Origin of the sequence: Flavobacterium sp. W21_SRS_FM6, from assembly GCF_052119645.1 — a bacterium.
Classification (GTDB): domain Bacteria; phylum Pseudomonadota; class Gammaproteobacteria; order Enterobacterales; family Alteromonadaceae; genus Paraglaciecola.
Genome location: NZ_JBGQOM010000001.1, coordinates 685,568 through 710,968, shown reverse-complemented (window position 1 = coordinate 710,968; position 25,401 = coordinate 685,568). Strand labels below are relative to the sequence as shown.

Here is a 25,401-nt window from a genome sequence, read left to right as displayed (position 1 = left end):
ATTGCTTAAAAAGCCTAATGCGCACTTGTCAGCCTGTTACCGTGTTAGTGAGTAAAACAGGCTAAAAGTCGTCCGCGTCGTTATTTAACGATATGACTTGGGTTTTGCTAATTTTATGACGATAAATCTCGCGTAAATATTTAATCGCTTTTTTAACGTTATTTCGACTTAATCTAATATCGTTGATAGAGACAAACTTTTCCTTTTCACGTATCAGCTCGCGATATTTTTTCTCATACATGGGTTTAATGGCATACCAATTGGTGTCCAGAATCTTAGCCGGATTCTCATACTCTTCGAGCATTGAATCTAAGGCGTTTTCATCAAACTCTTCAGCCCGGATAAAATCTACCATTGCTTGGTCTAGTTTCTCGTCGAAACGGTAGTTATTTTTGGCAAAACATCGCTTGATGTACGCCACAATCAAAGTAAGAAAATCATCACTCAAACAAGGACTTTTTACAATTAGGGTGGTTAACGACACATTAGCCGAAGCGCCAATGACTAAGGCATAACGCTTTAACGTGGTATTGGGGAACAAGGTATTAAGGTTTGACTTTAAACGATTTAAATCCATGTAAGACAATTTGTAATCTTTGGGCAAAGAGATAATAGAGACAATCGACGAGCAATTTTTGAAAAAATGTAGGTCTTTGAGATGCTTGGCGTCGTAGCCACTTTTTAAATATTCTTTTAGTCTTTTTCTGTAGCGGCTTGATTCAATGGGTAAGAGGCTGATGCCTTCAATCGCCTGTGTGACTTTATTAAAGTGGGGTAAGTCGATTGAGCGGAAGAACAAATCATTGATATCTAATTCGTTAGCGCCTTTGTCGAACAATTTGATTTTATCCACCCCAGAAAGATTTTCAGTGTTAACAACTGACTCAGCATAGGCTAATGCGACGGGCCCCGCTAAGCTCATAAATAAGTCGTTAGCATCGAGCCGTATGGTTTCACCAATATCAATGCCTGCTCGCCTAAAGTAGTTTTCGTCGTAATCAGTTGTAACGGCCTGTGCGGTTAAAATATTGAATATTTGCTGCGAGATATATTGGTTGGCGTGTTTCTCCATGGCGTTGACATCAATAGATTGAATGCCATCATCGTCTGTTTCTTCGGCATAGCGCATGATGTCATTCGATATCAACATCATGGCATTCCATGGCCTAATGCGATGCATTGCACTGGTGTTATTGCTGTCTTCTTTGTCAAAGTTATAAGAAAAGTCCCATTCTTCAGCCATATATTTGCATAATAAACGGCCAGCATTGATATGCAAAGCTTCAGACATTTCTACGCCGTGGTCAGAAATATTTGGCAGTATGCAAATGCCACTGGTAAATATAGGTTCAAATACAAAAGAGTGACCACGGTTATCGTCGCTTTCACTCAGCGGCCTGGTTTCGAATGTTTTACTCATGTAGGCATATTGTTGCGCTAAACCAAATTCAGATGCCATGCCAGAACCCGTGCCACCGCCTGCGCTGAAGATGTAAAAATATAATCGGGATTGATTGGCTTTAATGCCGCAAGAATCAATGAGGTAGGAATGAATGTTTTTCCATTCTTTGTTGGCAAAACGTTGGGTATCTTTGTTGAGGATGATTCTGGCTAGATATTGTCCAAGAATGGGGGCATTGCCTGCACCGCCGGCATGAACTTCAGATAAGTCCATGATTTTCATCTTAGTATATTCTTTTAAAAAGCTGTTTTTTTCTCCTTTATTAGAAAACCGCACCCGTCCTTCGATATCTTTGTCTAAGTCTCCTAACATCACCAAGGGCTCAATCAAAAACACGGGTTTTACGTTCTCGTTATTTGATAAATGTAGACTGCGTTTTATCCAACGTAAGGGGCGATGCTCCTGTTCGCGGTTCTCTCGTTCTTCATTCTCAAATTCGTTGAGGTAAAAATTGCGTGCATTGTAAACTAGGGAGGCAACATCTAGGGCAATGTTTGAACCACACCTGCCCAGACCGATAAGGCATACTGAAGGGAAATTTTGTTGTCTACGAGCGGCAATTTCGTTTTCAGCATGGACGATGGGAAAGACGCTACTACGAAGCGCATCAACATTTTCTAAAATTTTTGTTAAGTCGCGCTCGGTAAAATACAGGTAGCGTTCTTCGGGTACAGTATTGGGGATCGGATTATCCATTTTACTCATTGCTGACTCTATGGTTGAGAGGCTTTCAATAGAGTGCGCGTCCTTTTTTCTATCTCCGGTCATAACACGTTTCCTGTTTTGTAAGACTAAGTGGTCTTGAGTTAAGGTTAAAATACGAGTACTTAGCGCTTTATCATTAGTATTTATTAGACTTAAGTTGCTTAAATAGCAAGCAATCTGTAGCTTAAATTATTGTGTCTAAACAATACTTTATACTTGGCTGCTAAGTATTTGTATGTGCATAAAACTAAGAAAAAACGAGCCATTAGCGGTGAATAAACCTAGACTTACGTTATTGAGATTGACGCTGACTAATTGGAAATTAAACATGGAAATTAAACGTATAAACTCTGGCCCTCGCTGGTCAGATGCCACGGTAATTAACGGCACTGCCTACTTTGTTGAAGTGGCCGAAGATGAAACTGCCGATATGCGCTCGCAGATCAGGCAAGTATTAGCTCAGGCTGATGATAGTTTAGCGACCGTTAATAGTGATAAATCGAGAATTGTAGCGGTGACTATTTATGTTACTGATTTTGCTAACTTCGCTATATTAAATGAAGAGTGGGAGGCGTGGTTACCACAGGGCTGTGCTCCGAGTCGTGCTTGTGTCAAAGCAGAATTAGCGGATCCCAACTACTTGGTCGAAATCGCCTTCATTGCCGCAGTAGTGTAGGAGCGACTTTAGGCACGAAATTGAAAGCCATAGGGTAAAAATAAAGGCCTCTCAGGGCATTGTCTACTGACCTTTTTAAATTGTGCATTGACTATTCCCTGGCTTGTTAAGATCAAAAAAAGGAGCCATTAGGCTCCTTTTTTACGACTCAGAGTAAGTTACTCTTTGTTAAAGCTCGGTTTTGCACGTGCCTTGGGCGGTGTATCCGACCATTCACGCATACCTAAAGCACGGCCTGCAACACGGGTTTTTTGCAACACGTCTTGGGTGGCTTTAGGCATATTATTAGGTAAGTCAACGGTGCTGAAATTATCATAAATTTCGATAGCGCCAATATTTTTGCTGCTGATATTTGCTTCGTTCGCAATCGCGCCAACGATATTACCAGGCTTAGCACCATGGGTATGACCCACTTCAATGCGGTAGCGTTTCATGCCTTCGCTAGGAGGGCTAGATTTACGTTCACGCTTAGGACGATCAGGTCTGTCACCACGATCACCACGTGCAGGGCGGTCACCGCGAGAAGGTCTGTCGCCAAAATCACGACCACCGTCACGGGAACCACGTTCACCACGAGGAGCGCGCTCTTCAAGGTTAGGACGGTCAGATTCTTTCAGAATCAATGGCTCGTCGCCTTGCGCAATCTTAGCTAAAGCAGCCATCACCACTTCAGGTGAAGCATCCGCTTCTTTCATGATCGATTCAACAATAGGGATCATGGTTTCGATGCTGGCATCATTCATGGCTTCCATAACACTGGTTTTGAAACGAGTAAGGCGAGTTTCATTTAACTGTGAAATAGAGGGAATGGCCATAGGTTCGATTGACTGATTAGTGGCCTTTTCAATCGAGAACAACATGCGTTTTTCACGATGAGAAATGAATAATATTGCATCACCTTGGCGACCAGCACGGCCGGTACGGCCGATACGGTGTACATAAGACTCTGTGTCATAAGGAATATCGTAGTTGATAACGTGACTTACACGCTCAACATCAAGACCTCGCGCAACAACGTCGGTAGCAACTAGTATGTCGATGTTGCCTTTTTTCAAGCGCTCTACAGTACGTTCACGGGCGTTCTGCGGAATATCACCGTTAAGTGGTTCAACATCGTAACCACGTGCCGAAAGTTTTTCAGATAATTCCAACGTGGCCGTTTTCGTGCGTACAAAGATGATGACGCCGTCGAAATCTTCAACTTCTAGGATGCGAGTTAAGGCTTCTAATTTGTGATGCCCTGCTACTTGGCAATAACGTTGCGTAATTTGCGCAGCAGTGGTTACGTTAGAGGCAATTTTAACGTGCTTAGGATCTTTCAAATAACGTTGAGTGATCTTACGGATTGCATCAGGCATGGTGGCGGAAAACAACGCTGTTTGGCGTTCTTTAGGAGCATGACTCAAAATCCATTCGACGTCATCAATAAAGCCCATACGTAACATTTCATCGGCTTCGTCTAAGACTAAAAACTTAAGTTGATCGAGTTTTAGCGTGCCTTTGTTGATGTGGTCAATAACGCGACCAGGTGTACCAACAACAACTTGTACGCCACGTTTTAACTGGCGAATTTGGTTTTCATAAGACGAACCGCCGTAAACCGGTAATACACGGATTTTACGACTGAAGCTGGCATAAACCTGAAATGCTTCAGCAACTTGGATAGCTAACTCACGGGTTGGAGCTAACACTAATAATTGCGTGAAGTCAGCATCAGGATCAATGTTAGCCAACATAGGTAGAGCGAATGCTGCAGTTTTTCCGGTTCCAGTTTGTGCTGTGCCTAGTAAGTCATGGCCTTGTAGGATTAATGGAATTGCCTCAGCTTGAATGGGCGAAGGTTTTTCATAGCCTACTTTTTCTAAGGCTTTGAGTATTTCTTCAGGTAAATTTAAATCTTTAAACGTTAGTTCAGATGTGGTGGTCATCGAGAGTCCCAGGGTACTAGCAGGCACAGCATAATTTGAATCGGTATAACAATTTTTTTAGGCGAAGCCGGCTCGGTTTCAAAGGCTGGATTATATTCGATAACCAAAATTTACTCCATGTAATGCGTTGTTTAATTGCTGTTTTTTTGAAAAAAAGTGTGTGTTTAAACGGTAAATTACATTTTAATGTCAATTATGTTGCAAAATTGTCATGCAATCTAAGTGCTTATTTAACATACAGCTGGTTTTAGTGGCTAGGTCAAAAATCAATCAACTTTACTTGGGCTTTTTCGACGTGTTGTACTGCGGCTCTAAATTCCCACTCATTTTACGAGAAAAGGCTTTAATTGCCGGCTAACTCTAGTATCTTTGTCACTAACTTTTGAAGCTTATGGATTGAGAATATGAATACCCATTTATCCTTACCTAAGATGCTAAAATTTAGCTTAATTAGCTTGAGTGTATCGTTGTTACTTGGCTGTGGCCCAAAAACCGCGGAAGAACATATCGCGGAAGCCCAACAATTTATCAGCGAAAACAATAATACTGCGGCCATTGTAGCGCTTAAAAATGCGGTTCAAGCCGACCCTAAGTCAAGTGAAGCGCGCTTTGCACTCGGTAAAGTGTACTTAGACAGCAAACAATACGAGAGTGCAGAAAAAGAGCTCAATCGCGCCTTTGAATATGGCTATGAACCCTCTAAAGTTTTACCTCTATTGACCAAGGCTTATGAAAAAACCGGAGCCTATGCTGCGCTGAGCAAAGTGGACGAGCAGCAAGCCGGCCTTACCTCCGTAGAGCGTGCTGAGATCGGTTATTTTAAAGTGCTGTCATTAGTTAAATTGGGTAAAGAAGATGACGCTCGTTTACTCATCGAAGATCTTGCCAGCCTTGATACTAGCTCGGTGTATAAAGGGCTAACCGCGGCCTATGTTCATATTATGGATAAAGACTTTGATACTGCTTTAGAAGCATTGCAGGCGCTCAAAACACAGTCACCCTTAGATCCTGAAATCCTAAAGTTACTCGCGCAAGTTGAATTAGCTTTGAATAAACCCCAAGAAGCGGCGGATGTGTTCAAAGAGTATGTGGGTTTATATCCAGACGATTTACAAATAAAGTTTGTATTGGCTAAGTTGTTGGTTGATTTAGGGCGTATGGATGAAGCCGAATCGTATGTTGACAGCCTGCTTGCTGTTAACGACCAAAACGCCTTGTTAAATCAACTTAAGTCAGCCATTAAAGCCTCACAACAAGACTTTGCAACCGCGCTAAAATTTGCCGAGACTGGCATTTTAAACGGCTCAGTTGACCCCAGTTTACGCCTTATTGCAGGTTACTCTGCATATAAGATCGCTGATTATGCCAGTGCAAATCGCCATCTATCTTTCATTGTAAGTAGCTTACCTGATAATCACCCAGCCTTAAGAATGCTGGCTGCGAGTCAACTGCAAATTGGTTTAACCAATGAAGCAGGGGAAGTATTAGAGCGTATTGATGATTTAAGCAAGGAAGATGCGCCCTTGCTGTCTAAAGCCAGTTATCAACTGATCAGAGAAGGCTATGAAAAAGATGCGCGCGGCCTAGTTGAAAAATCCATTGAACTGAGCGACACCGCGGAAGATTTCACCCGTTTGGGTTTATTGCAGTTATCACTCAATAACCTTGATGGCATTGTTAATCTCGAAGAAGCCGTAGAAAAATCACCTGAATTGGTCAGTGCACAAACAACCTTAGCCACTGCCTATGTTGCCACCGGCCAGTACGATAAAGCGCTAGAGCTTGCTGCAAAGTGGAAAGCCAGTTCACCAAAAGAAATCAAACCTTATCTCATCAAAGGGCAAATTCATATTAAACGGCAAGAATATACGCTTGCACAAAAAGAGTATGAAGAAGCCGCAGCTATTGATAGTAAAGCGTTTGAAGCACCGATGGCGCTGATTAACCTTGATCTTGTGCAAAATAGGTTAGAAGCCGCAACGGAAAAATTAGACGCATTGTTGAAACGTGCACCAGATTACTTACCTGCTTTAGCAGCCAATTATTTGTTTTTAAGCAAAAACGGCCAAAGTGAGCAAGGCTTACAAAAAATTAAAGAGCTAGTAGCCAAAAAACCGCAAGACATTGATGCACGACTATTGCTTGCTCGTGTCTATGTTGCAGAGCAAAAGTACGATGACAGCCTAAAAGTGCTTAATGGGTTCACTGATACTAGTAAGCTGCCTAAAACGTACTGGACGTTGAAAGGGCAAAGTTTAATCGCCAACAATATGCGCAGCGAAGCAGAAAAACACTATGACGCTTGGCTTAAAATATACCCTAATGACAAAGAGGCAACTATCGGGCGCCTGTTGTTGCTTGACAGTGAGAATAAGTTTACTGAAGGCGCCGAAATGGCACGGAGCTTTTTGCAAAAACGTGATGATGTGCAAATGCAGATCTTGCTTACTCACTTTTTATTAATGAGTTCCGATATCAAAGCGGGTAAAGATGCCTACGAAAAATTACCGGCGGCCACCTTAGCAATGCCTATTGCAAAAGGGTTTTTAGCTCGTTTGCAACTGGAAGACAAAAAACCTGAAGATGCCTTGCCTAACGCACTAGCGGCCTACCAAGCGAATCCTAGTTATCGTAATGTGGTGATGGTGACGTTTATTTATGAACAATTAAAACAAGCTGATAAGGGATTACAGTTTTTACAACAGCACATTGATAATCGTCCAAGTGATATGGCATCTAGAATGCTACTGGCAGAACGTCAAATAGGTGACGATACCGAAAGTGCGATGCGTTCTTATGAATTGGCCATCCAAGCTAATCCAAAAAACTATGTCGCGTTTAATAATTTAGCGTATTTAAATCTTCAGCAAGGCAAGCTACAAAAAGCAAAAGAATACGCCGTAAAAGCGGTTGAACTTATGCCTGCTAACCCTGCCACCCTTGATACTCTTGCGCAAGTATTGGTCGCTGAAAAAAATTATGAGGAAGCCCTGAAATATTACGAGCGAGCGGTAAGTGATAAAAACGTGAGTGAAGAGATTTACCTCAACTACGTTGATGCACTGTTTTTAGCCAAGCAAGACGTGCTAGCCAAACGTAAGTTAGGCCAAAGAGAATTTAAGGAAGAAATATCGTTGAAACGAGTAAGTGAGTTAAAAGCGAAATATTAAATTAGTAAAGTAGCCAGCCCTGGCGTCATTACAACGATGATGGCAGGGCTTTTCTTTATTTACTCGGACTAACTCGTTCGAGTTGCTTTTGCAAATCAGCAATCTGTTGCGATATTTGTTTCAAACTTGGCTCACCTTCTTCTTGGCTGGCTTCGGCTCTCGCCTTTGCGTTTTCCTGCTCCATAACATTCACTACGATACCGATAACCATATTCAAAAATGCAAAAGCGGTGAAGAATATAAAGGTTAGATAAAAGAGCCAACTCAGCGGATAGACTTCCATGGTCTCGTACATAACATCTGTCCAATCTTCAAAGGTCATTACCCGAAACAAGGTCAGCAAGGAAATCGTAATGTCGCCCCACAAGGTAGGATTGATATTTTCAAACAAGGTGCTGCCAACCGCGGCGTAGATGTAAAAAATGATAAACATCAACAACATCACATAACCCAACTGCGGCATTGCTTTAATCAGCGATACCAGCAAGATACGCAATTCGGGAATGATAGAAATCATCCGCAGCACCCTAAAAACTCTGACCAAACGGGCCACTAGCGCAAGGTCTGTATCTTCGGCGGGTATCATGCTGATCAGCACAATCAAGGTATCGAAAATATTCCAAAAGCTCTTAAAAAAGTCTCGTTTACGATGCTCAGCTAAAAAGCGAATGGTGATCTCAGTGAGAAAAAAAGCACTGATAAACCAATCCAAAAATTGGGTGATGTGCATCATGGTCGATGACATTTCGTAGGTTTTTGCACCCACTAACAGGGCTGAAAAAATAATGACAGAAACCACAAATATCTCAAACAGCTTGTTGCTGCGAATAGCGATAAATTGGTTTTGTAACTTACTGGCTTTCATGATGGTTTACGCTCTAAATAATAACTGATTCAGGGAAGAGTCGACGATAGAGTAGAGATTTGCCAAGGACTGTCAATGATTCTATATGACTATCCATCATTAATTATGATGGCTGATATATTTGGCAATGTTAGGGCCTAAGTTATAGTGAAGAGCGTCGCTTTAACCTTAGGCTAGGTGTTTTGTATGTCAGTGTCTTTTGTTTTTCAAACCGTTAACGATATCCGTTGTGGGGCAGCATGCTCTCATGAGTTAGGTGCGATGTTGCAACAAAAATTTGCGGCTAAAAAAGTCCTAATTATTACTGATAGTGGCTTAGTCAAATTGGGTAAACTTACTCCTTTATTGGCCTCTTTGTCAGCCAATGCTATTCAGGCTAAGGTGTTTGATGGGGTCGTGCCAGATCCTTCTGACTCACTGATTTTGCGCGCGGCTGAACACGCTCAAAATGCGGATGTAATTATCGGTTTTGGCGGCGGCAGTTCGATGGATACCGCTAAGTTGGCGGCAGTATTGGCGCAAAACGAACAGCCCTTGGCTGAGATGTACGGTGTTGAGCAAGTAAAATCAACACGAAAACCTTTAGTGCAAATACCGACTACCGCAGGCACTGGCTCTGAGGTTACGCCTATTTCAGTGGTTACAACCGGCGAGACTACTAAATCCGGTGTAGTGTCATCTGTACTTTACGCTGACTTGGTATTGTTAGATGCCTCGCTTTTGGCTGGTATGCCAGCCCACATTACTGCTGAAACGGGGGTTGATGCCATGGTGCATGCCATAGAAGCCTTCACCAGTAAAATCAAGAAAAATCCCTTGTCTGATAATTTGGCACAACAAGCCCTTCGGTTATTGAGCCATTCCTTACCTTTGGCCTATACCGATATTCATAATCTTGAACATCGTCAAAATACCCTGTTGGGCGCCATGTTAGCGGGCCAAGCTTTTGCGAACGCACCTGTAGCGGGTGTGCATGCATTAGCATATCCATTGGGCGGTATATTTCATCTAGCCCATGGCTTAACCAATGCTTTAATGTTACCTCACGTATTGGTTTTTAATATAGAGGTGGCGGAGGCAGAGTATGCACAACTTGGGCGTTTATTAATCAGCGATTTACCCACTGATTCTCGTCAACAAGCCGAGGCGTTTATAGTTTTTATGCAAAAACTTAGTTACGACCTAGGCTTGAATAAACGTTTGCGCGATTATGGTATTAAGCAAGATGATCTTGAGTTATTAGCCAGTGAAGCAATGAAACAAACCCGTTTGTTACAAAATAACCCCAAACCAATCTATTACGACGATGCATTAGCCCTATACCAAGCGGCTTGGTAAGTTCCTAAGGCTACATAGGAAGAACGAATTATGAGTAAGACCAGAGATGATTTTCGCCACTTTGAACGTCTATCAACCCGCTGGGGCGACAACGACATGTATGGCCATGTGAATAATGTGGTGTATTACGCTTATTTTGACACAGTGGTTAATCGCTTATTAATTGACCGTGCTTGGTTAGATCCCTTAAAAGACGATGTAATCGCTGTTGTTGCAGAAACGCAATGTCGTTTTTTTAGCTCAGTGGCTTTTCCACAAATTTTAGATATTGGTGTAGCGGTCGAGCGCCTCGGTAATCGTTCAGTAACGTATCAACTTGGCGTGTTTGTGCAAGGTTCACATACCTTAGCGGCATTGGGTAAATTTGTGCATGTTTACGTCGACAATCATACTCGTTTGCCAGTATCTATACCCACCCACGTAAAACAGGGCCTGACCGAACTAACGGTTGCGCCCTAGTGCATCATGACTGGTAACCCAATCTCCAGCTAATACGGCGGCGCTAAGTGATAGCTCACCGGCTAGCACGGTAGCACCAATGATTTCTGCAAGTTTGTAGACCTTTCCAGAACCGTAACAATCCATCATTTCTAAACATTCTTTCTGAGTCGCTAGGCCTGTGCCACCGCCATATGTGGCAACAATAAGCGACGGTATGGTCACGGATAGGTAGTAATTACCTTGTTCATCAACATCAGCAAATAACAAGGCTGATGATGATTCGGCAACATTTGCTGCATCTTGCCCGCAAGCGATAAAAATAGCGGCTATGGCGTTAGGGGAGTGGGCTCCGGTGTTGATCGCGCCCGCCATTACGCTACCCACCTGAGAGACTTGGCGCATTTTAAACATCAATTCAGCACTCACACCGAGTGATTGTTTGAGCAGTTCACCGTTAATACACACTTCAGCAATAACGCGCTTACCACGTGTGTGTAAGGTGTTGAGCTGTGAATGTTTTTTGTCGGTGTCCATTGCTCCTGATAAGTTGTATCGGACTAAACCGGGGTGAGGGTAATGAGCCTGGATCCACTCACAGGCGGCAAAACAGGCTTTACCCACCATATTCTGCCCAGCTGCATCACCTGTGGTAAAGTTAAAGCGTAAGTAACGCATACGAGCTGCTGCATATTGTTCAATGTCACGTAATTTCCCGACGCTCGTTGTAGTTTCAGCTTGTTGTTTTATTTCAGTGAAATGCTCGCGCACCCATTCGCCAAATTGCAGCGCTTGGCGAGCATCAGTAAAAATAAACACCGGTGCGCGTTGCATTGCGTCATCAACCACAGTGACTTTAACGCCACCGGCTGCAGTAAGTAAGCGCATGCCACGATTATAGCTGGCGATCAGTGTTCCTTCCGTGGTGGCCATAGGTACGTAAAAGTCACCTTGGGCATGTTCACCATTAATGCGCACTGGACCTGCTAGGCCAATAGGTACTTGGGCGACACCGATAAAGTTTTCAATATTGCCAGCGGTTGCCGTTGGTGCTACTGAATAGTGGGCGAGATGCTGTAGTTCAACACCTGTTTGCTTTTTAATAAATTCACGGCGAGTTGCGGCCATGTTTTCTGAATAGTCATTTTGTTTGTCGCGAGGTACTGAAGGGCTCTTAGTGGCTTGATTATTATTGTTCATACTCTGACCTTAAATGTAAAAAGGCAGCCTAAGCTGCCTATCAAACAAAGTAAATCTTATTGTTTTGCGGTAATCAATCCTTGGTCGATGTCATTCACATCTTCTGCACTCAATGTGCCTGCAGCCAGTTTCAAATTCATCATACTGGTGACATAACCGTATCTCACTCGAGATAAATTACGACGGGCATCAAACAGGTTACGGGTACTGTTAAGCACATCAACAATAGTACGCGTGCCCACGTCAAAACCGGCTTCAGTGGCTTTTAAGGCGCTTTCAGCTGAGATTACTGCTTGTTCAAAGGCTTTGATCCGTGAAATAGCCGCTTTTACGTCATTGTAGTTTGAACGTACGTTACGGATCACGCTGCGGTGTATGCGCTCGCGCTCTTCGCTATTAGCGATAAAGCTGTATTTAGCAGAGTCAACGTTGGCTGTTACGCGACCGCCAGTATAAAGTGGTACTGACACACTTAAACCAATTCCATAATTGTTCACTCGGTCATCAGATGTTGATATACCGTTATCTGTTACGATGGCGGTATTACCGTTATCAGATGAAGATGCACTGGCGTTTAAACTGACAGTCGGATAGTGACCTGAACGCGCGCTTTTGATATCGAATTTAGCGATATCAACCGCAGTATTGGCGGCTAACAGTTGTAGATTACGTTCTTCTGCTAATTTCAACCAATTGTTAATGTCAGACGGATTAGGCATGGTGGCAGAAAAACTGGTGGTATTTAGTACATTTAGGCTGTTGTAATAATTACCGGTAATTTCACGTAAAGCCTCAAGGCTGATTTCAACGTTGTTTTGTGCACTGATTTCAGCAGCGACCGAGGTATCATATTGAGCTTGCGCTTCATGCACATCAGTAATAGCGGTTAAGCCCACTTCGAATCGTTGTTTAGTTTGCTCAAGTTGGCGTTCGATGGCACGTTTTTCAGCTTGGGCAAATTCTAAATCGTCTTGCGCTTGTAATGTATTGAAATAGCCCGTGACGGTTCTGACTATTAAATCTTGCATCGCATTGGCATAGATGGTGTCGGCACGACTAGCAACTAATTCAGCTCGGTCAAAGGCAACCCAAACAGAACGGTCATATATGCTTTGGCTTAAATTGACCGTCGCAGAGTTAGTTGAGCGTTCAGTATCGCCAAAGGTTTCGTTGGCAGACAATGAAAGAGAAATTTGGGGTAACAAACCCGCACGACTTTTATCTATGTCTATAAAGGCTGCTTCTTTTTGCGCTTTTGATTGCAAGGTTGCCGGGTCGTTTTGCAATGCTTGCTGATAGACTTCGCTCAGTGAGTCTGCATAAGCAGAGGACGCCATGCCTATACCTATCAGTAGCGACAAAAGTGTTTTCTTCATTATTTTTCCTTTGGTAGTTCCTGAACCGATGTTAGCCGAACAGATGACTGATCTATATGCGTTTAATGTTGTACAAAGTCTAAGCAAATCAAGCGGCAAGCCAAAACGCTTAGTGGTAACACTTAGCCCTCAAGTGTAACAGAATATTTTGCTTCAAGACCAGTAGCAGTCTAAATGCATCAATACGAATGTGTGATAGCATACGTGTATTTAACGACCAGCGCTGCAAAGGAAAGGTGTTTTGTCCAAAATACAGCAATTTTCAACGAAAGATGTCCAACTGATTGAGTCAAAGCCTTTGTATAGCGGCTTTTTCAAGATGGTAAAATATGCTTTTAAGTATCGGCTTTTCCAAGGGGGATGGAGCAAGGTTGTTGAAAGGGAAATTTTCGAGCGCGGCCATGCAGTTGCCGTACTATTATATGATCCAGATTTAGCCGAATTCGTTATGATAGAGCAAATTCGCATTGGCGCGATGGCAACCTCTAAAACCCCTTGGTTAATTGAAATTGTTGCAGGCATTATTGATGAAGGCGAAACACCGGAAAATGTTTGTAAAAGAGAAGCATTCGAAGAAGCCGGGGTTGAGATTTCACATTTACGAAAAGCCCTTAGTTACTTAGCCAGCCCTGGCGGCACGACTGAACGACTAGATGTCTTTATTGCCAAAGTTGATGCCAGCAAAGCACATGGGGTGCACGGTCTAGAATATGAGAGCGAAGATATTTTGGTGCACCGCGTTGCTGAACAACAAGCTATTGATTGGATAGAGCAAGGTGTGGTTGAAAACGCCGCTACCTTAATTGCTCTACAATGGTTTTGTCTAAACAAAGTTAAGCTATTAGAGGAGTGGAACAAGTTTTAAATGAATAGTCCGAATAAAACGCGTTATGTACCTAAGCTAGCTGACATGCACAAAGTGTGTGACAACAACTATGCGCGTTTACTATCTTTACTGCCCGATTGTGATACTGAGTCTTTGGAATATCACTTCAAGGTCAATGGTAGCCTGAGTTATCAACTTAAAATAATCGATAGTAGCCGCTACACCAGTACGATCGAGATGTCACAAAAAAGCATGGATGGCCCAGATTTTCTTAAGCCAATTGTCGTCGTTAGGCTTTATCATGACGCTCAAATGGCCGAAGTATTGAGTTCGCAACATATCGGTGCTTTGCAACCGAGTTACGAATACCCGAATAACAAAATGTATCAACGAAATGAAAAAGAAATGGTGAATTTGTTTTTGGGTGAGTGGTTAGTGTTTTGTTTGAAACACAGCGACCAGCTGCACTCCACTAGCGTCTAGTTTTATTGTGCAGCAAAGAATAAAGTCGTGATCCGTATAGCGCAAATTTCTGATTGTCATCTGTTTGCTGACGCTAGCAAGACAAGTTACGGACAGATCGCTCCTTACCATAGTTTAGCTAAAGTCTTAGATGATATTGCCCTACAATCTATTGACTTGCTACTTGTTACAGGCGATTTGAGTGGTGATGGTAGCTTAGAAAGCTATCGCCACTTTGAGCAGCTGATAAAACAACGTGGGATCCAAAGTCAATGGCTGATTTTGCCAGGAAACCACGATGATCTTAGCGTGTTACAGCAGCAATTTAGCTCGGTTAATTTATGGTCGCATTATTCGATTGCTGCCCCTTTGACCATTCAAAATTGGCAACTTCATTTACTTAATACAAAAACCAGCGGCACGGGCGGCTTTTTAGCTGAGTCAGACCTCGTCGATTTAGCCCAATCACTGAAGCAATCTCGTGATTACTCTCAACTGATAGCTGCTCATCATCATCCTTTAGTGTGTCATTCTTGGATGGATAATCATGGTTGGCAAAATAGCCATAAACTGCTTGAGGTCATTGGCCAATATGATTCAGTGAAAGCCATGATTTATGGGCATATTCATGCAGAGCTGCAGCAACAAATTGGCCAGTGTCATTATTTAGCTTGCCCTAGCACATGTTGGCAATGGGCGCTGCAAGCAGAGTTCGGTATCAGTCAACAAGCGCCTGCCTATCGGGTACTCAATTTAGACCTAACTGGTCAGTTTACGACTGACATTAAGAGAGTGGAATATTCGTAAATGGAAAAGGTGGTTATTTATTTGCACGGCTTTTTAAGTTCACCCCAATCGCAAAAGGCGCAACAAACCCTCGCGTTTGTAAAAGCGCATTACCCGCAGTTACCGATTGAAATTCCAAAGCTGGCTAACTATCCGCAAGCAGCCATAGAGGGTATTGAGCGCTTAGTACAAAGCCATCCCGGAAAAACATGTCTTTTTATCGGTAGCTCTTTGGGCGGTTTTTTGGCGACTTATATGCTGCAAAAATACGGTGGTAAAGCGGTAATAGTCAACCCGGCCGTTCGGCCTTTTGAACTATTGGCTGACTACTTAGGTGCCCATATAAACCCTTATACCCGGGAAAGTTTTACCCTCCAAGCGGCCCATATACACCAGCTTATTCAGCTAGATGTTCAGCAGGTCAGTCATCCGCAAAATATTTGGGTGTTGTTGCAAACAGGTGATGAAATCCTTGATTATCGCCAAGCCGTGGATAAATACCAAGGCGCAAAAATGACAGTGGAAGAAGGAGGCGATCACAGTTTTCAACATTTTGAACGATTCTTACCAGATATTTTTAGGTTTCTACTGCAAGACTAAATGAAGCTTGGTATAACATGACACTATAGCGGGTTAACAAGCCATGCACTTACTCAACTGATAAATAATAAAAACTATGAACAATCAATATAACGCTGATGCCATTGAAGTCCTTAACGGCCTAGAGCCGGTAAAACGCCGTCCGGGTATGTATACGGACACGACCCGTCCAAACCACTTGAGTCAGGAAGTCATCGATAACAGTGTTGATGAAGCGTTGGGGGGGTATGCCACCTCTATTCGCGTTGTATTGCATGAAGACCAGTCTTTATCGGTTACTGATGATGGCCGTGGTATGCCGGTCGATATCCACCCTGAAGAAAAAATTTCTGGGGTAGAGCTCATCATGACGAAGCTGCATGCTGGTGGTAAATTTTCTAATAAAAATTATCAGTTTTCTGGTGGTTTACACGGCGTCGGTATTTCGGTGGTCAATGCCCTGTCAAAACGGGTAGAGGTGAATATTCGCCGTGATGGTAACGTGTATCAAATTGCATTTGAAAATGGCGACAAAGTCGAAGAATTACATGTGGTAGATACCTGTGGGAAGCGCAATACCGGCACCAAGGTACATTTTTGGCCAGACCCACAATACTTTGATTCAGCAAAATTTTCAGTCAGTAAGTTGTTGCATATTCTGCGCGCTAAAGCGGTATTGTGCCCCGGTTTACGGATTCGTTTTGACAACAAGATTAGCAATGAAAGCCAAGAGTGGTATTTTGAAGATGGCTTACGAGATTATCTTGAACAAGCAGTTAAAGACCATATCACCTTACCGGAAGATTCGCCTTTTGTGGGCTCATTTTCTGCCAATAATGAAGCCGCAGATTGGGCGGTGGTGTGGCTGCCTGAGGGGGGCGAATTAGTTACTGAAAGCTATGTAAACTTAATTCCGACGGCGCAAGGCGGTACTCACGTAAATGGTTTACGCCAAGGTTTGTTAGAATCAATGCGTGAGTTTTGTGAGTTTCGTAACTTGATGCCGCGTGGCGTCAAACTTACCCCAGAAGATATTTGGGACAGGTGCAGTTATATCCTCTCAACTAAGATGCAAGACCCGCAATTTGCTGGGCAAATAAAAGAGCGTTTATCTTCGCGTCAAGCGGCTGCGTTTGTTTCAGGTGTGGTAAAAGATGCCTTTAGCTTATGGCTCAACCGCCACACCGATATCGCTGAAGCTTTGGCCGATATGTGTATTAACAACGCACAAAGCCGTTTGCGCCAAAGTAAAAAAGTCGCCCGTAAAAAGGTTACACAAGGGCCTGCTTTACCGGGCAAATTAACCGATTGTTCTACTCAAGATACCAGTCGTTCTGAACTATTTTTAGTGGAAGGTGATTCAGCGGGTGGCTCAGCCAAACAAGCCAGAGATCGTGAATTTCAGGCCATTATGCCCTTGCGTGGTAAGATCTTAAATAGTTGGGAGGTTGACTCATCACAAGTACTGGCTTCTCAAGAAATTCATGATATTTCAGTGGCTCTGGGTATCGACCCTGACTCACAAGATTTAAGCGGTTTGCGTTACAACAAAATTTGTATTTTAGCCGATGCTGACTCAGACGGTTTGCACATTGCCACCTTGCTTTGTGCCTTGTTTGTTAAGCACTTTCGAACCTTAGTTAATTTAGGCCATGTGTATGTGGCGATGCCACCTCTGTATCGAATAGATGTGGGTAAAGAAGTCTATTACGCCCTAGATGATGGTGAAAAACAGGGTATTCTAGATCGCATAGAAGCCGAGAAAAAACGCGGAAAAATCAACGTGCAACGTTTCAAAGGTTTGGGGGAGATGAACCCTTTGCAATTACGTGAAACCACCATGGATCCTAATACCCGACGGTTAGTACAACTGACTACTGACGATGCGGAAGCGATGTTAGAAATGATGGACATGTTGCTGGCTAAAAAACGAGCGCCCGATCGTAAAGAATGGTTAGAATCCAAGGGTAATATGGCAGAAGTCGTTTTATAAAATTAGAGAAGCGCTAAGTACTTCGGTGTGTGAAAGTCTTCGATTTTGGTGGAGTGTAAGGTGCTAAAGGTCCTTAAATTTTTCTTGGTTTTGTTTTTTTTGCTGGTGATGACCTTAGCTGGCTTGGTGTTTTTTGCGCTTGAATCACAACCTTTGGTTGTGGCCAACAGCAGTCAACAAGTTGGCGAGGCTGATTCTGTCAAAGAGTTAATGCGCCAAATTAGCGAGAGTTTAAAGAACCGTTCCAAGCATCAAACAATCACCTTAAGTAACGATCAACTTAATAGTTTAGTTGGTTTTGTACAGCGGGCTCATAAACAATTTAGCGGCAAGGTGTCTATTTCTACCAATGGCATGACGACACTTGCTTCTTATCAATTGCCTGACAACCCTCTAGGACAATACTTAAATATTGATATTAAGATATTACCGTCCCAAGGCATAGACGTTGAACATGTGCGAGTCGGCGCATTATCTATCCCCGGTAACGTAGCCGTTTCAATGGTTACTACCATGGTAAACTGGTATACCAAGAGTGATTTGGGCGACCAATTCATCGCGCAAGTTGAGAGCGTCGCCATGAATGACGATGAAATGATGCTCAATATCAGACCATTGAATGACTTTCTAAATGAACTTAATACCGTTAAACAAGGCATGGACCGCACAGGTGATGAAGAACTTCGTTTACGTACAGCCTACTATTTAACGTTTTTAAGTCAGCAACCTGAGGCTAAGTCATCACGCTCTCAATCGTTAGCCACTTTCATTAGCCCTTTATTTGCTAAAGCACAAAGTCGCTCAAGCTACGACACGGCAGTAAAAGAAAATGAAGCGGCCATTTTGGCCTTAGCTATTTTTGCGGGCCATCATCGTTTTGCCAATTTTGTGGGTGAGGTGCAGCCTAGCTCTGGCAGCGTTGTTAAACCCCGCGCGCCAACCGTTTTAGCGAAGCGAGTTGATTTAAGTCAGCATTTTATTTTTTCTGCGGCGATCAAAATTTTATCTGAACAAGGGCTTAGTATTGCTATCGGTGAATTTAAAGAACTGATGGATAGAGGTCAAGGTGGCAGTGGTTATAGCTTTGTTGACCTAAGCGCCGACTATGCCGGGGTTAAGTTTGCTCAAACCGCCACTGAACCTGAAAAAGCCTTAGGCTTACAAAGGGCACTGGCAAGTAACTCGAGCGAAGGTGTGTTTTTTCCCAGTATCAAAGACTTACCCGAAGGCTTTAGTAAAACAGAGTTTACCCAGCGGTTCGACAAAGTTGACAGCCCTGAATATTTAAAACTCGTTAACGAGATCCATCACAGAATTGATGCTTTAGCGTTACATCAATAATCTATAGAAGTCGTTCTTTACTTGCTTAGAGTAACTTTTCGATAGAACGATATACCTCAGTGGCTTGTTCGCTACTGAGGTTATTTTTTTGAGCGCTACCCACACTACTTGATACACGCACAAAGTCGTTTGTTTGTTCAGTATTTGCTGGCGTATTTTGTTCGGTATTTGTTTGAAGCGCTTGAGTGCGTTGATTTTGTGCTTGCTCAGCTTGTTGCAAGATTTTACCTTGCGCAGACAACTCCACCGTTTTGTCTTGGCCAATTCCAAAAGCCACTGGCTTTTCATTGGGTGTGGGTTTTAGAGGGGCACTCGCAATCGCCAATTGCGGCACGTTGCCAATTGATGATAAATCCATGTTCCCTCCTGTTTAGGTCGATTTTTGTTCACCCAAAAGTATGGACGTTAACTATTAAAAATGAAAGAAAAGCGCCCTTTAAATCACGATAGGGTGTTTTTACCGCACACTGCTTTGAAATTGCCCTAAAGTGGATAACAGTAACTCCATCTGTTTGGCGATGGTAGCGATGTTTTTTTTCTGGGTCTCTTCATCTTGTTCGCTAAGTTCTAAAATTGCTTTTGCGACTTCTTCTACATAAGGTTTAAAAAACTTTCCTTGGTGCTCAAAGCCGGCGCTATCTGGAAAAATGGCAGTGAACTTGCCTTTTCCGTCGTTACGCAATTGACCAATGATGTGGTCTGCATCTATGGCTTTTCGATAAATCAGTTGTAAGTTTTCAGCTAGTTTTTGAATAATTGATTGCATGGCTAAAGTTTTTCTACAGTTGGTCGATAAGGTGACGAGGCGGGCAATTCTGCCCGTTTTTAAACCTTGCTACAAGCAATAGGGGAGTTGGTATGGATATTCAAGGGGCTGGTTCCTCTGGTGCATCCGGGTCGGCGCTTGAAATTAAAGCATTACAGCTTGCTAAATCTCAGCAAGAGCGTGATGGTCAAGCGACGCTTCAACTGCTGGAATCAGCAGCTGACGTGCCAAAAGCAGCAAATACAGGCAGTTTAGGATCGACTATCGATACATTTGCCTAATGTAATTGCGTAGACTCTTCATGCCATCAGTATTTGTGATGGTATGAAGAGTAATTTTCTCATCATCAAACTGAGTAGGTTTTTTACTCAAGCATAAACAACTAAGCTAGTTTTACCTTGGTTGATCACTAATGAATAACCTATCGCCTAAGGGTTTACTTTTTGCGTTAATTCGAGCACTTGCATCAATTGTCTAAGGTCTGTCAATGGCTGTGCTGGTTTGGCCTGTGGGCTTGGCGTGTGAGTCGCAACCCAGTCTTTCTCCCATGTGATTAAATCTTGTTGGGCCTGTGCTTCTTCACTGTCTGTTAGCGGTTTGCCAGCGGCTTTAATTTTGTTTAAATACAAGGTCCAGCGAGGTAAATAAAAGTCTTTGTACATGCCTTGCCATACCTTAGAAGCGTAATCTTTTAAGTTTGGTCCACCCCACAGGGTAATTTGTTGTTTTGCATTTAAGGCATAATAAGCAGACTCGGTTGCTGTATCACCGTAAGCCTTTGCATCATCTATCCAGGTGCCGAGGGTTTCATCATGCAGGCCAAGTAGAGAATCTAAACGGCTTGTTAGTTTGGCGATTGTCGCCACTAAGTCATCACCTTCTTCAGATTTACCTTGCTGATACAACACAATACTTTGCTGCAATAGGTTATCGATGTGCAGGGATATTGACTGCTTGACGAAATCAACGAGATCATAAATAAACAATGAAGATTCTTGCAGCGCTTCGGCGCTATCAAGTAGCTGCTTGATCCCCTCGTCAAGCTTAGCCAAATCAGTGGGATGGTCATCAAAGTCCATAAGTTTACTTGAGGGGCGTTTAGTAAATACATAAGCACCCGCCGAGCCTTCCCACCAACGGGGTGACCAATATTTAGTAGTGAATACTGCGTCGCTAATGGTGCTCCATGCGTCAAGTTGGCTATCAGAAAGCTGACCATAGCGAGCGCTAAGGTATGACTGTAGCCATGCATCGCGGCTAGCGCCTTGATTATTCCATGGCAAATCAAACATATAGTCATAAACGACAGAGTTGTTGTTAATACCTTCAGGAAAAACACCAAAGCCTGTTACATTGCCTGCTTCGGGCGAAATGAGTAGCTCACTGACCTGTTGTTGGTAGTAATCAAAATCGCCATAAACAGGGTTGCTACCACCGTAATTGTGGATAAAGCCATAAATCCACTGTTTATTAAAAAATCCCTTCGCTCGTTGCCACACATGGTAGCGGTCGTTACCAATGTCGTGGATCATCACTTTGTCATCGGGCACTTTATTCAAAAAAGCTTCTATAGAGGCTAAGTCCCAAAATTCTTCGTCAGCACCAAACATCCAACCTTGCATGACCCACGTTGCGCCAGGCGCAGATTGTTGAATTGATTGATAGATCTTTTCGCCATATTGGGCTAATTCAGCGTAACGGTTTTCATCTGAAACAGGGGGGAGCATTTCGTTAAATGAATCAGACAAATAGTATTGCTGTTGGCCGTATTCTTGGTTGTATAACTCGATGAAGCGCTTAGCGACCTTGGCAAATAGGGGGTCGGCGGGGTCTAACCAATAGGTTTCTTGCGCAAACCCGGTCCATTTAGGCATGGGAGAAATTTTGGCCTCAGGAAACAAACTAATAAATTTCTTGGGTACATACCCCCCAAACGCAGGCACCACGGGTTGCATACCTAGGGCGTGCATACGAGTAATAATTTGCTTTTGCAGTTGGTGCTTTTTATTTATCCAAGTTTGAGGCAGAGGACCTTCGTGCCCTTCAATGTTGCCCATGCGCTGCCAAGGAGTAAAAGCAGGGCCAGAAAAATACTGCTTGAGCTCGTCGTTATCAACGCCAAACTCATTCCATAACTTTTGCCAGATGTATTCTTGTCCTTCCATCGCCACAGGATTATTGACACCGTGCAGTGCCATCCAATCCAGTTCCTTTTGCCACTCTGGCCAATCCCACCACGGCATGGTGTAACCGTAGGCGCACACATTCAAATAGGCACGCTGCTGAAATAAAGACGTGACTTTTTTGCCTTGATAATCGTCAAATGATTGCGGAAATGCAATACGACTACCTTCCCAGCTAACCGCCATGGCGCCGATACTGCGTAAATACTGGTAGGTACCATAGCTAAGTGCGGTAGGCACGTTTGCAGTAATTGTAAGCTGACCATTTTGCGCTGACACTTGATACCAGTCGTCTTCGTTATCAACTACCAGTGAAAAATGTACATTTGAAAGAGTGCGTTGACTCACTCGTTGAAAGACGTCGCGTACGCTTTTTTCTGTGTCACTTTCCTGTTCAAGCGGTGCCTGCTTGGCGTTATTGCAAGACGTTAGAAATAAAACAGCAAAAGCAATTGTCAGAAAAGTGCTGATGCGTAGGCGAGTTTTACCCATTGAATTTATCCTTTTTAATGTACTAAAGTCATCTTACACATTGAGTAAATACGATGTGAAGACATAAAAAGGGCACAGCAATCAGCGATGCTGTTTGTGTGCCCCACACACATGAACGAGTTAAAAGCTGTAGGTCGCATTTAAATAGTAACTGCGACCAATCACGCTAAGTGTTTGCCAAGCTTGAGTCTCTTCATCGCGATAAGCTTCTTCATCTTGACCGTTAAGGTTAAGCGCACCGAAGCGCAGGTTAAGCTGTTCGGTAACCTCCCAACCTAATAACACATCAATTTGATTGCGCCCATCAACTACACGACCTTCACGAGCAAAAAATGCATCGGTACTGTCTTGAATATAAGGACTGCGATGATTCAGTGAAATACGTGCACTGAACTGTTCATCTTCCCAATAACCAGTGAGGTTCCACGTCTGCTCTGATGAATTAGTTAGGGTGTATCCTTCGCTATCTCCCACTAAAATACGGGTATAGTTACTCGACATACCAAAACCCGCAACGGGTAAAAACGGGTCAAAGCCTTGATTCCACGCTAACTCATACCCTTTGATATTGAGGGTTGATGAGTCGTTGTACGTGCTACTGATATCGTAAATATTGCCGCTACCATCAATGCAGTCACTGCCGCTAGCGCTTAACGCAGTGCCGTTGTAATCACTGGGGCAAACAAATTCTGTTACGGTACCGTTTTTAATGCCTTTGGCGAATAGACTAACAGTGACTGAATCACCTTCGCCGTAATACCATTCCCAGCCTAAATCGACTTGGTCTGCCGTCATGGCTTCCATTTCGGTTTGGCCTAAATTGATATCGTAGGTGGAGGTGCCGAATGAGTTATTTGATGCCGTTTCTGATGGGGCAAGCTGAGTATCAGAAGTAATAATAGGCCTAACGAGTACTTTAGCCGCGGCAAAACGCACTTGCATTTCGTCATTTAACTCAAAGACGATATTGGCACTGGGTAAGAAATTGCTGTAATCAAATGAACTGGTATATTCACCAATGATTTCTTTAATTTCTCCGTTTAATGGGTTGGTATCACCGGTCAGATAAGTATTGATGTCACGGTTGGTGGTTTCGTAACGGCCACCAATATTACCCCGTACAGGAAACCCAGCGATTTCGGTTTCAAAATCAGCCATTAAATATGCAGAGAATACATCGCGCTCGATGGAGTAACTTGATTGAGCAGCAAAAAAGGTTGGAACAACCGCACCTTCAGCTTTTAATGCATCACGGTAAGCTTGTATATTAGGCGCAATCCAGCTGTGGGGAACCGACATTTCGTTGTCTAAAAAGTCACTTACCAGCTCACCGTATTCTGCCATTAAGGGGAGATCATCTGGATCTGCGTCGCCAATGGCTGCTCGGTCAGTCCGATATACTTCTCGGTCAAAGGTTTCATTACTGTATTTTACCCCTATCGCTAGGGCACTGAAGAAACCCTCGTCTAATAGTTTTTTGGCATCGAACTGTATTGAGGTTTCATCAGATTCCATAAAGCGATCTGCACCGTTAGGGTATTCATTTCGGGGCATAATCGCTGGGTATAATGCCGCATCAGCTAAATTGCTAGAGGGCGTAAAGATAATATTGTCTTTGTCTGAAATATCTAATTCTGCATCAATTACGGTAGCTAAGATTGCCGCTTCTTCACCGTGTTTTGCTTTGCCCGACGTATAGTTGAGCACGCTCGATAGGGTCCAATCTTCGAGGGTATATTTACTCTCAAGAGTCAAAGCCTTGCTGGTAGCGTCTTTGTCTTCTAATTGCCGGTTATTTTCAAGGGTAAAACCATTGATGTTAATATGCGAATACACACCATTGCTTGCTTCGCCCACGGTAGTTATTTGATCGCGGTTAAACAAAAATACCTGTTGGTTTAGGTCTTGAGCGGTGTCGTCTTTGGCATAAACGCCGGTTAATTTGGCTTCAAATTGACTGTTGGGGCGCCACTGAATTGCACCGTTTAATAAGCTACGTTCAGTCTCACGATCAATGCGGCGGAATCGAGGGCGTCGTGGCGTGACAGTACCATCATCATTTTCAAACCAACGCCCCATCCACATGTTGTCGACGCGATCGTCGAGTTCTTGGTACCCGGCATTTAAAAATACACCTAAGGTATTATCTAAAAACTGATCAATATACGTCACGGTGCCCTTGGGGGTCACATCGCCCGTAGGCGATAATTCAGAATATTGGGCCTTGCCTGATACCAGTAATTTTCGCTCAGAATAAAACAAAGGATCGGTGGTATCGATATTGATGGTACCGGATAAACCGCCGCTATCCATATCTGCGGTAGGCGATTTAATCACTGAAATATTGGACGCTAACTCTGATTGAATAATGTCAAAGCGAAAGCCACTGGTGAAATCGGCACTTTTAAACGTTTGGCCGTTGAGTGTGGTTCTGGCAAATTGTGAGCCTAAGCCCCGAACACTGATGGTTGATCCTCGACCATTGAGGTTTGATATTTGCACACCTGGAATACGCTGAATAGCTTCAGCGATGTTTTCAGTGGGAAATTTACCAATATCTTCAGAGGTGATGATATCCGCCACTTTGTTTTCTTCACGCTTCATATCTGCTGCGGCAGCTAAGCTTGCTCGATAGGTAATAGAAATTTTCTCAACGTCTTCTTCGGCTGTCAGCGGTTCTTGCCCGAAAGCAATTTGCGGTGCTAGTAAGCCAGAAATGACTGCAGCGAGAATAGTTTTGTTTCGCAACCTGTATAACCCTTGTGTTTTCATCATGTTCTCTCTTTTTGTTGTTGCAAATAAACCATTCAAATGA

At 43.3% G+C, this 25,401-nt stretch carries 20 protein-coding genes; 11 read left to right on the top strand and 9 right to left on the bottom strand.

The window, feature by feature from the left end; translation table 11 throughout:
* Window positions 1-61: 61 nt before the first annotated feature.
* Window positions 62-2,230 carry a hypothetical protein gene (locus ACEN2L_RS03190; RefSeq protein ID WP_441741670.1) on the bottom strand — a complete coding sequence of 723 codons (2,169 nt, stop codon included), beginning with the start codon at window positions 2,228-2,230 and terminating at the stop codon, window positions 62-64.
* A 265-nt stretch (window positions 2,231-2,495) separates the two neighbouring features.
* On the opposite strand from ACEN2L_RS03190, the gene ACEN2L_RS03185 reads away from it, so the two are divergent.
* Window positions 2,496-2,843, top strand: coding sequence for a RidA family protein (locus tag ACEN2L_RS03185; protein ID WP_441741669.1), 348 nt, complete (start codon window positions 2,496-2,498; stop codon window positions 2,841-2,843).
* Between the two features lie 158 nt (window positions 2,844-3,001).
* Here ACEN2L_RS03185 and ACEN2L_RS03180 read toward each other — a convergent pair whose 3' ends face one another.
* On the bottom strand, window positions 3,002-4,771 hold the full coding sequence (locus tag ACEN2L_RS03180) for a DEAD/DEAH box helicase (protein ID WP_306023146.1): 1,770 nt from the start codon (window positions 4,769-4,771) through the stop codon (window positions 3,002-3,004).
* 404 nt (window positions 4,772-5,175) lie between these two features.
* Here ACEN2L_RS03180 and prsT point away from each other — a divergent pair, with 404 nt between their 5' ends.
* Complete coding sequence (prsT, locus tag ACEN2L_RS03175; RefSeq protein ID WP_441741668.1) at window positions 5,176-7,941, top strand: XrtA/PEP-CTERM system TPR-repeat protein PrsT; 2,766 nt, start codon at window positions 5,176-5,178, stop codon at window positions 7,939-7,941.
* A gap of 55 nt (window positions 7,942-7,996) precedes the next feature.
* On the opposite strand, the gene ACEN2L_RS03170 is transcribed toward prsT, so the two are convergent.
* A complete protein-coding gene (locus tag ACEN2L_RS03170) occupies window positions 7,997-8,806 on the bottom strand; it encodes an ion transporter (RefSeq protein ID WP_306023144.1) in 810 nt (269 codons plus the stop codon).
* 186 nt (window positions 8,807-8,992) lie between these two features.
* Here ACEN2L_RS03170 and ACEN2L_RS03165 point away from each other — a divergent pair, with 186 nt between their 5' ends.
* Both ACEN2L_RS03165 and ACEN2L_RS03160 read left to right on the top strand, forming a co-directional pair.
* Window positions 8,993-10,144 (top strand): iron-containing alcohol dehydrogenase, encoded by a 1,152-nt coding sequence (locus ACEN2L_RS03165; RefSeq protein WP_441741667.1) that lies wholly within the window; start codon window positions 8,993-8,995, stop codon window positions 10,142-10,144.
* 30 nt (window positions 10,145-10,174) lie between these two features.
* Window positions 10,175-10,603, top strand: a complete 429-nt coding sequence (locus ACEN2L_RS03160; protein ID WP_441741666.1) for an acyl-CoA thioesterase — start codon at window positions 10,175-10,177, stop codon at window positions 10,601-10,603.
* Here the strand turns inward: ACEN2L_RS03160 and ACEN2L_RS03155 are convergent.
* Together ACEN2L_RS03155 and tolC are read right to left on the bottom strand one after the other, a co-directional pair.
* On the bottom strand, window positions 10,586-11,782 hold the full coding sequence (locus ACEN2L_RS03155) for a hydroxymethylglutaryl-CoA reductase (protein ID WP_441741665.1): 1,197 nt from the start codon (window positions 11,780-11,782) through the stop codon (window positions 10,586-10,588). The two genes, ACEN2L_RS03160 and ACEN2L_RS03155, sit on opposite strands and share 18 nt — an antisense overlap.
* A gap of 56 nt (window positions 11,783-11,838) precedes the next feature.
* Window positions 11,839-13,158 carry an outer membrane channel protein TolC gene (gene tolC / locus ACEN2L_RS03150; RefSeq protein ID WP_441741664.1) on the bottom strand — a complete coding sequence of 440 codons (1,320 nt, stop codon included), beginning with the start codon at window positions 13,156-13,158 and terminating at the stop codon, window positions 11,839-11,841.
* A 241-nt stretch (window positions 13,159-13,399) separates the two neighbouring features.
* Between tolC and nudF the strand changes: the two genes are divergently transcribed.
* The 6 genes from nudF (at window position 13,400) to ACEN2L_RS03120 (ending at window position 19,145) form a co-directional block, all read left to right on the top strand.
* Window positions 13,400-14,023 (top strand): ADP-ribose diphosphatase, encoded by a 624-nt coding sequence (gene nudF, locus ACEN2L_RS03145; RefSeq protein ID WP_306023139.1) that lies wholly within the window; start codon window positions 13,400-13,402, stop codon window positions 14,021-14,023.
* The gene (locus ACEN2L_RS03140; RefSeq protein WP_306023138.1) at window positions 14,024-14,467 is read left to right on the top strand and encodes a DUF1249 domain-containing protein; all 444 of its coding nucleotides are present in this window, start codon (window positions 14,024-14,026) and stop codon (window positions 14,465-14,467) included.
* Window positions 14,468-14,494: 27 nt separating this feature from the next.
* Window positions 14,495-15,253, top strand: a complete 759-nt coding sequence (locus ACEN2L_RS03135; RefSeq protein WP_441741663.1) for a metallophosphoesterase — start codon at window positions 14,495-14,497, stop codon at window positions 15,251-15,253.
* On the top strand, window positions 15,254-15,832 hold the full coding sequence (locus ACEN2L_RS03130) for a YqiA/YcfP family alpha/beta fold hydrolase (protein ID WP_441741662.1): 579 nt from the start codon (window positions 15,254-15,256) through the stop codon (window positions 15,830-15,832). It abuts the gene before it with no gap.
* A 76-nt stretch (window positions 15,833-15,908) separates the two neighbouring features.
* A complete protein-coding gene (parE, locus tag ACEN2L_RS03125; protein ID WP_306023135.1) occupies window positions 15,909-17,804 on the top strand; it encodes a DNA topoisomerase IV subunit B in 1,896 nt (631 codons plus the stop codon).
* A gap of 60 nt (window positions 17,805-17,864) precedes the next feature.
* A complete protein-coding gene (locus ACEN2L_RS03120; RefSeq protein ID WP_306023134.1) occupies window positions 17,865-19,145 on the top strand; it encodes a hypothetical protein in 1,281 nt (426 codons plus the stop codon).
* A gap of 25 nt (window positions 19,146-19,170) precedes the next feature.
* Here the strand turns inward: ACEN2L_RS03120 and ACEN2L_RS03115 are convergent, their stop codons facing one another.
* Together ACEN2L_RS03115 and ACEN2L_RS03110 are read right to left on the bottom strand one after the other, a co-directional pair.
* Window positions 19,171-19,503: a hypothetical protein gene (locus ACEN2L_RS03115; RefSeq protein WP_441741661.1), complete on the bottom strand. Its 333-nt coding sequence runs from the start codon at window positions 19,501-19,503 to the stop codon at window positions 19,171-19,173.
* A 99-nt stretch (window positions 19,504-19,602) separates the two neighbouring features.
* Entirely contained in the window at window positions 19,603-19,911 is a 309-nt protein-coding gene (locus ACEN2L_RS03110; protein ID WP_306023132.1) for a hypothetical protein, read from the bottom strand.
* A 92-nt stretch (window positions 19,912-20,003) separates the two neighbouring features.
* Here ACEN2L_RS03110 and ACEN2L_RS03105 point away from each other — a divergent pair, with 92 nt between their 5' ends.
* Window positions 20,004-20,192 (top strand): hypothetical protein, encoded by a 189-nt coding sequence (locus tag ACEN2L_RS03105; protein WP_306023131.1) that lies wholly within the window; start codon window positions 20,004-20,006, stop codon window positions 20,190-20,192.
* 147 nt (window positions 20,193-20,339) lie between these two features.
* On the opposite strand, the gene ACEN2L_RS03100 is transcribed toward ACEN2L_RS03105, so the two are convergent.
* Window positions 20,340-22,586 (bottom strand): alpha-N-acetylglucosaminidase TIM-barrel domain-containing protein, encoded by a 2,247-nt coding sequence (locus ACEN2L_RS03100; protein ID WP_441741660.1) that lies wholly within the window; start codon window positions 22,584-22,586, stop codon window positions 20,340-20,342.
* A gap of 120 nt (window positions 22,587-22,706) precedes the next feature.
* Window positions 22,707-25,361, bottom strand: coding sequence for a TonB-dependent receptor (locus ACEN2L_RS03095; RefSeq protein ID WP_441741659.1), 2,655 nt, complete (start codon window positions 25,359-25,361; stop codon window positions 22,707-22,709).
* Window positions 25,362-25,401: the final 40 nt, after the last annotated feature.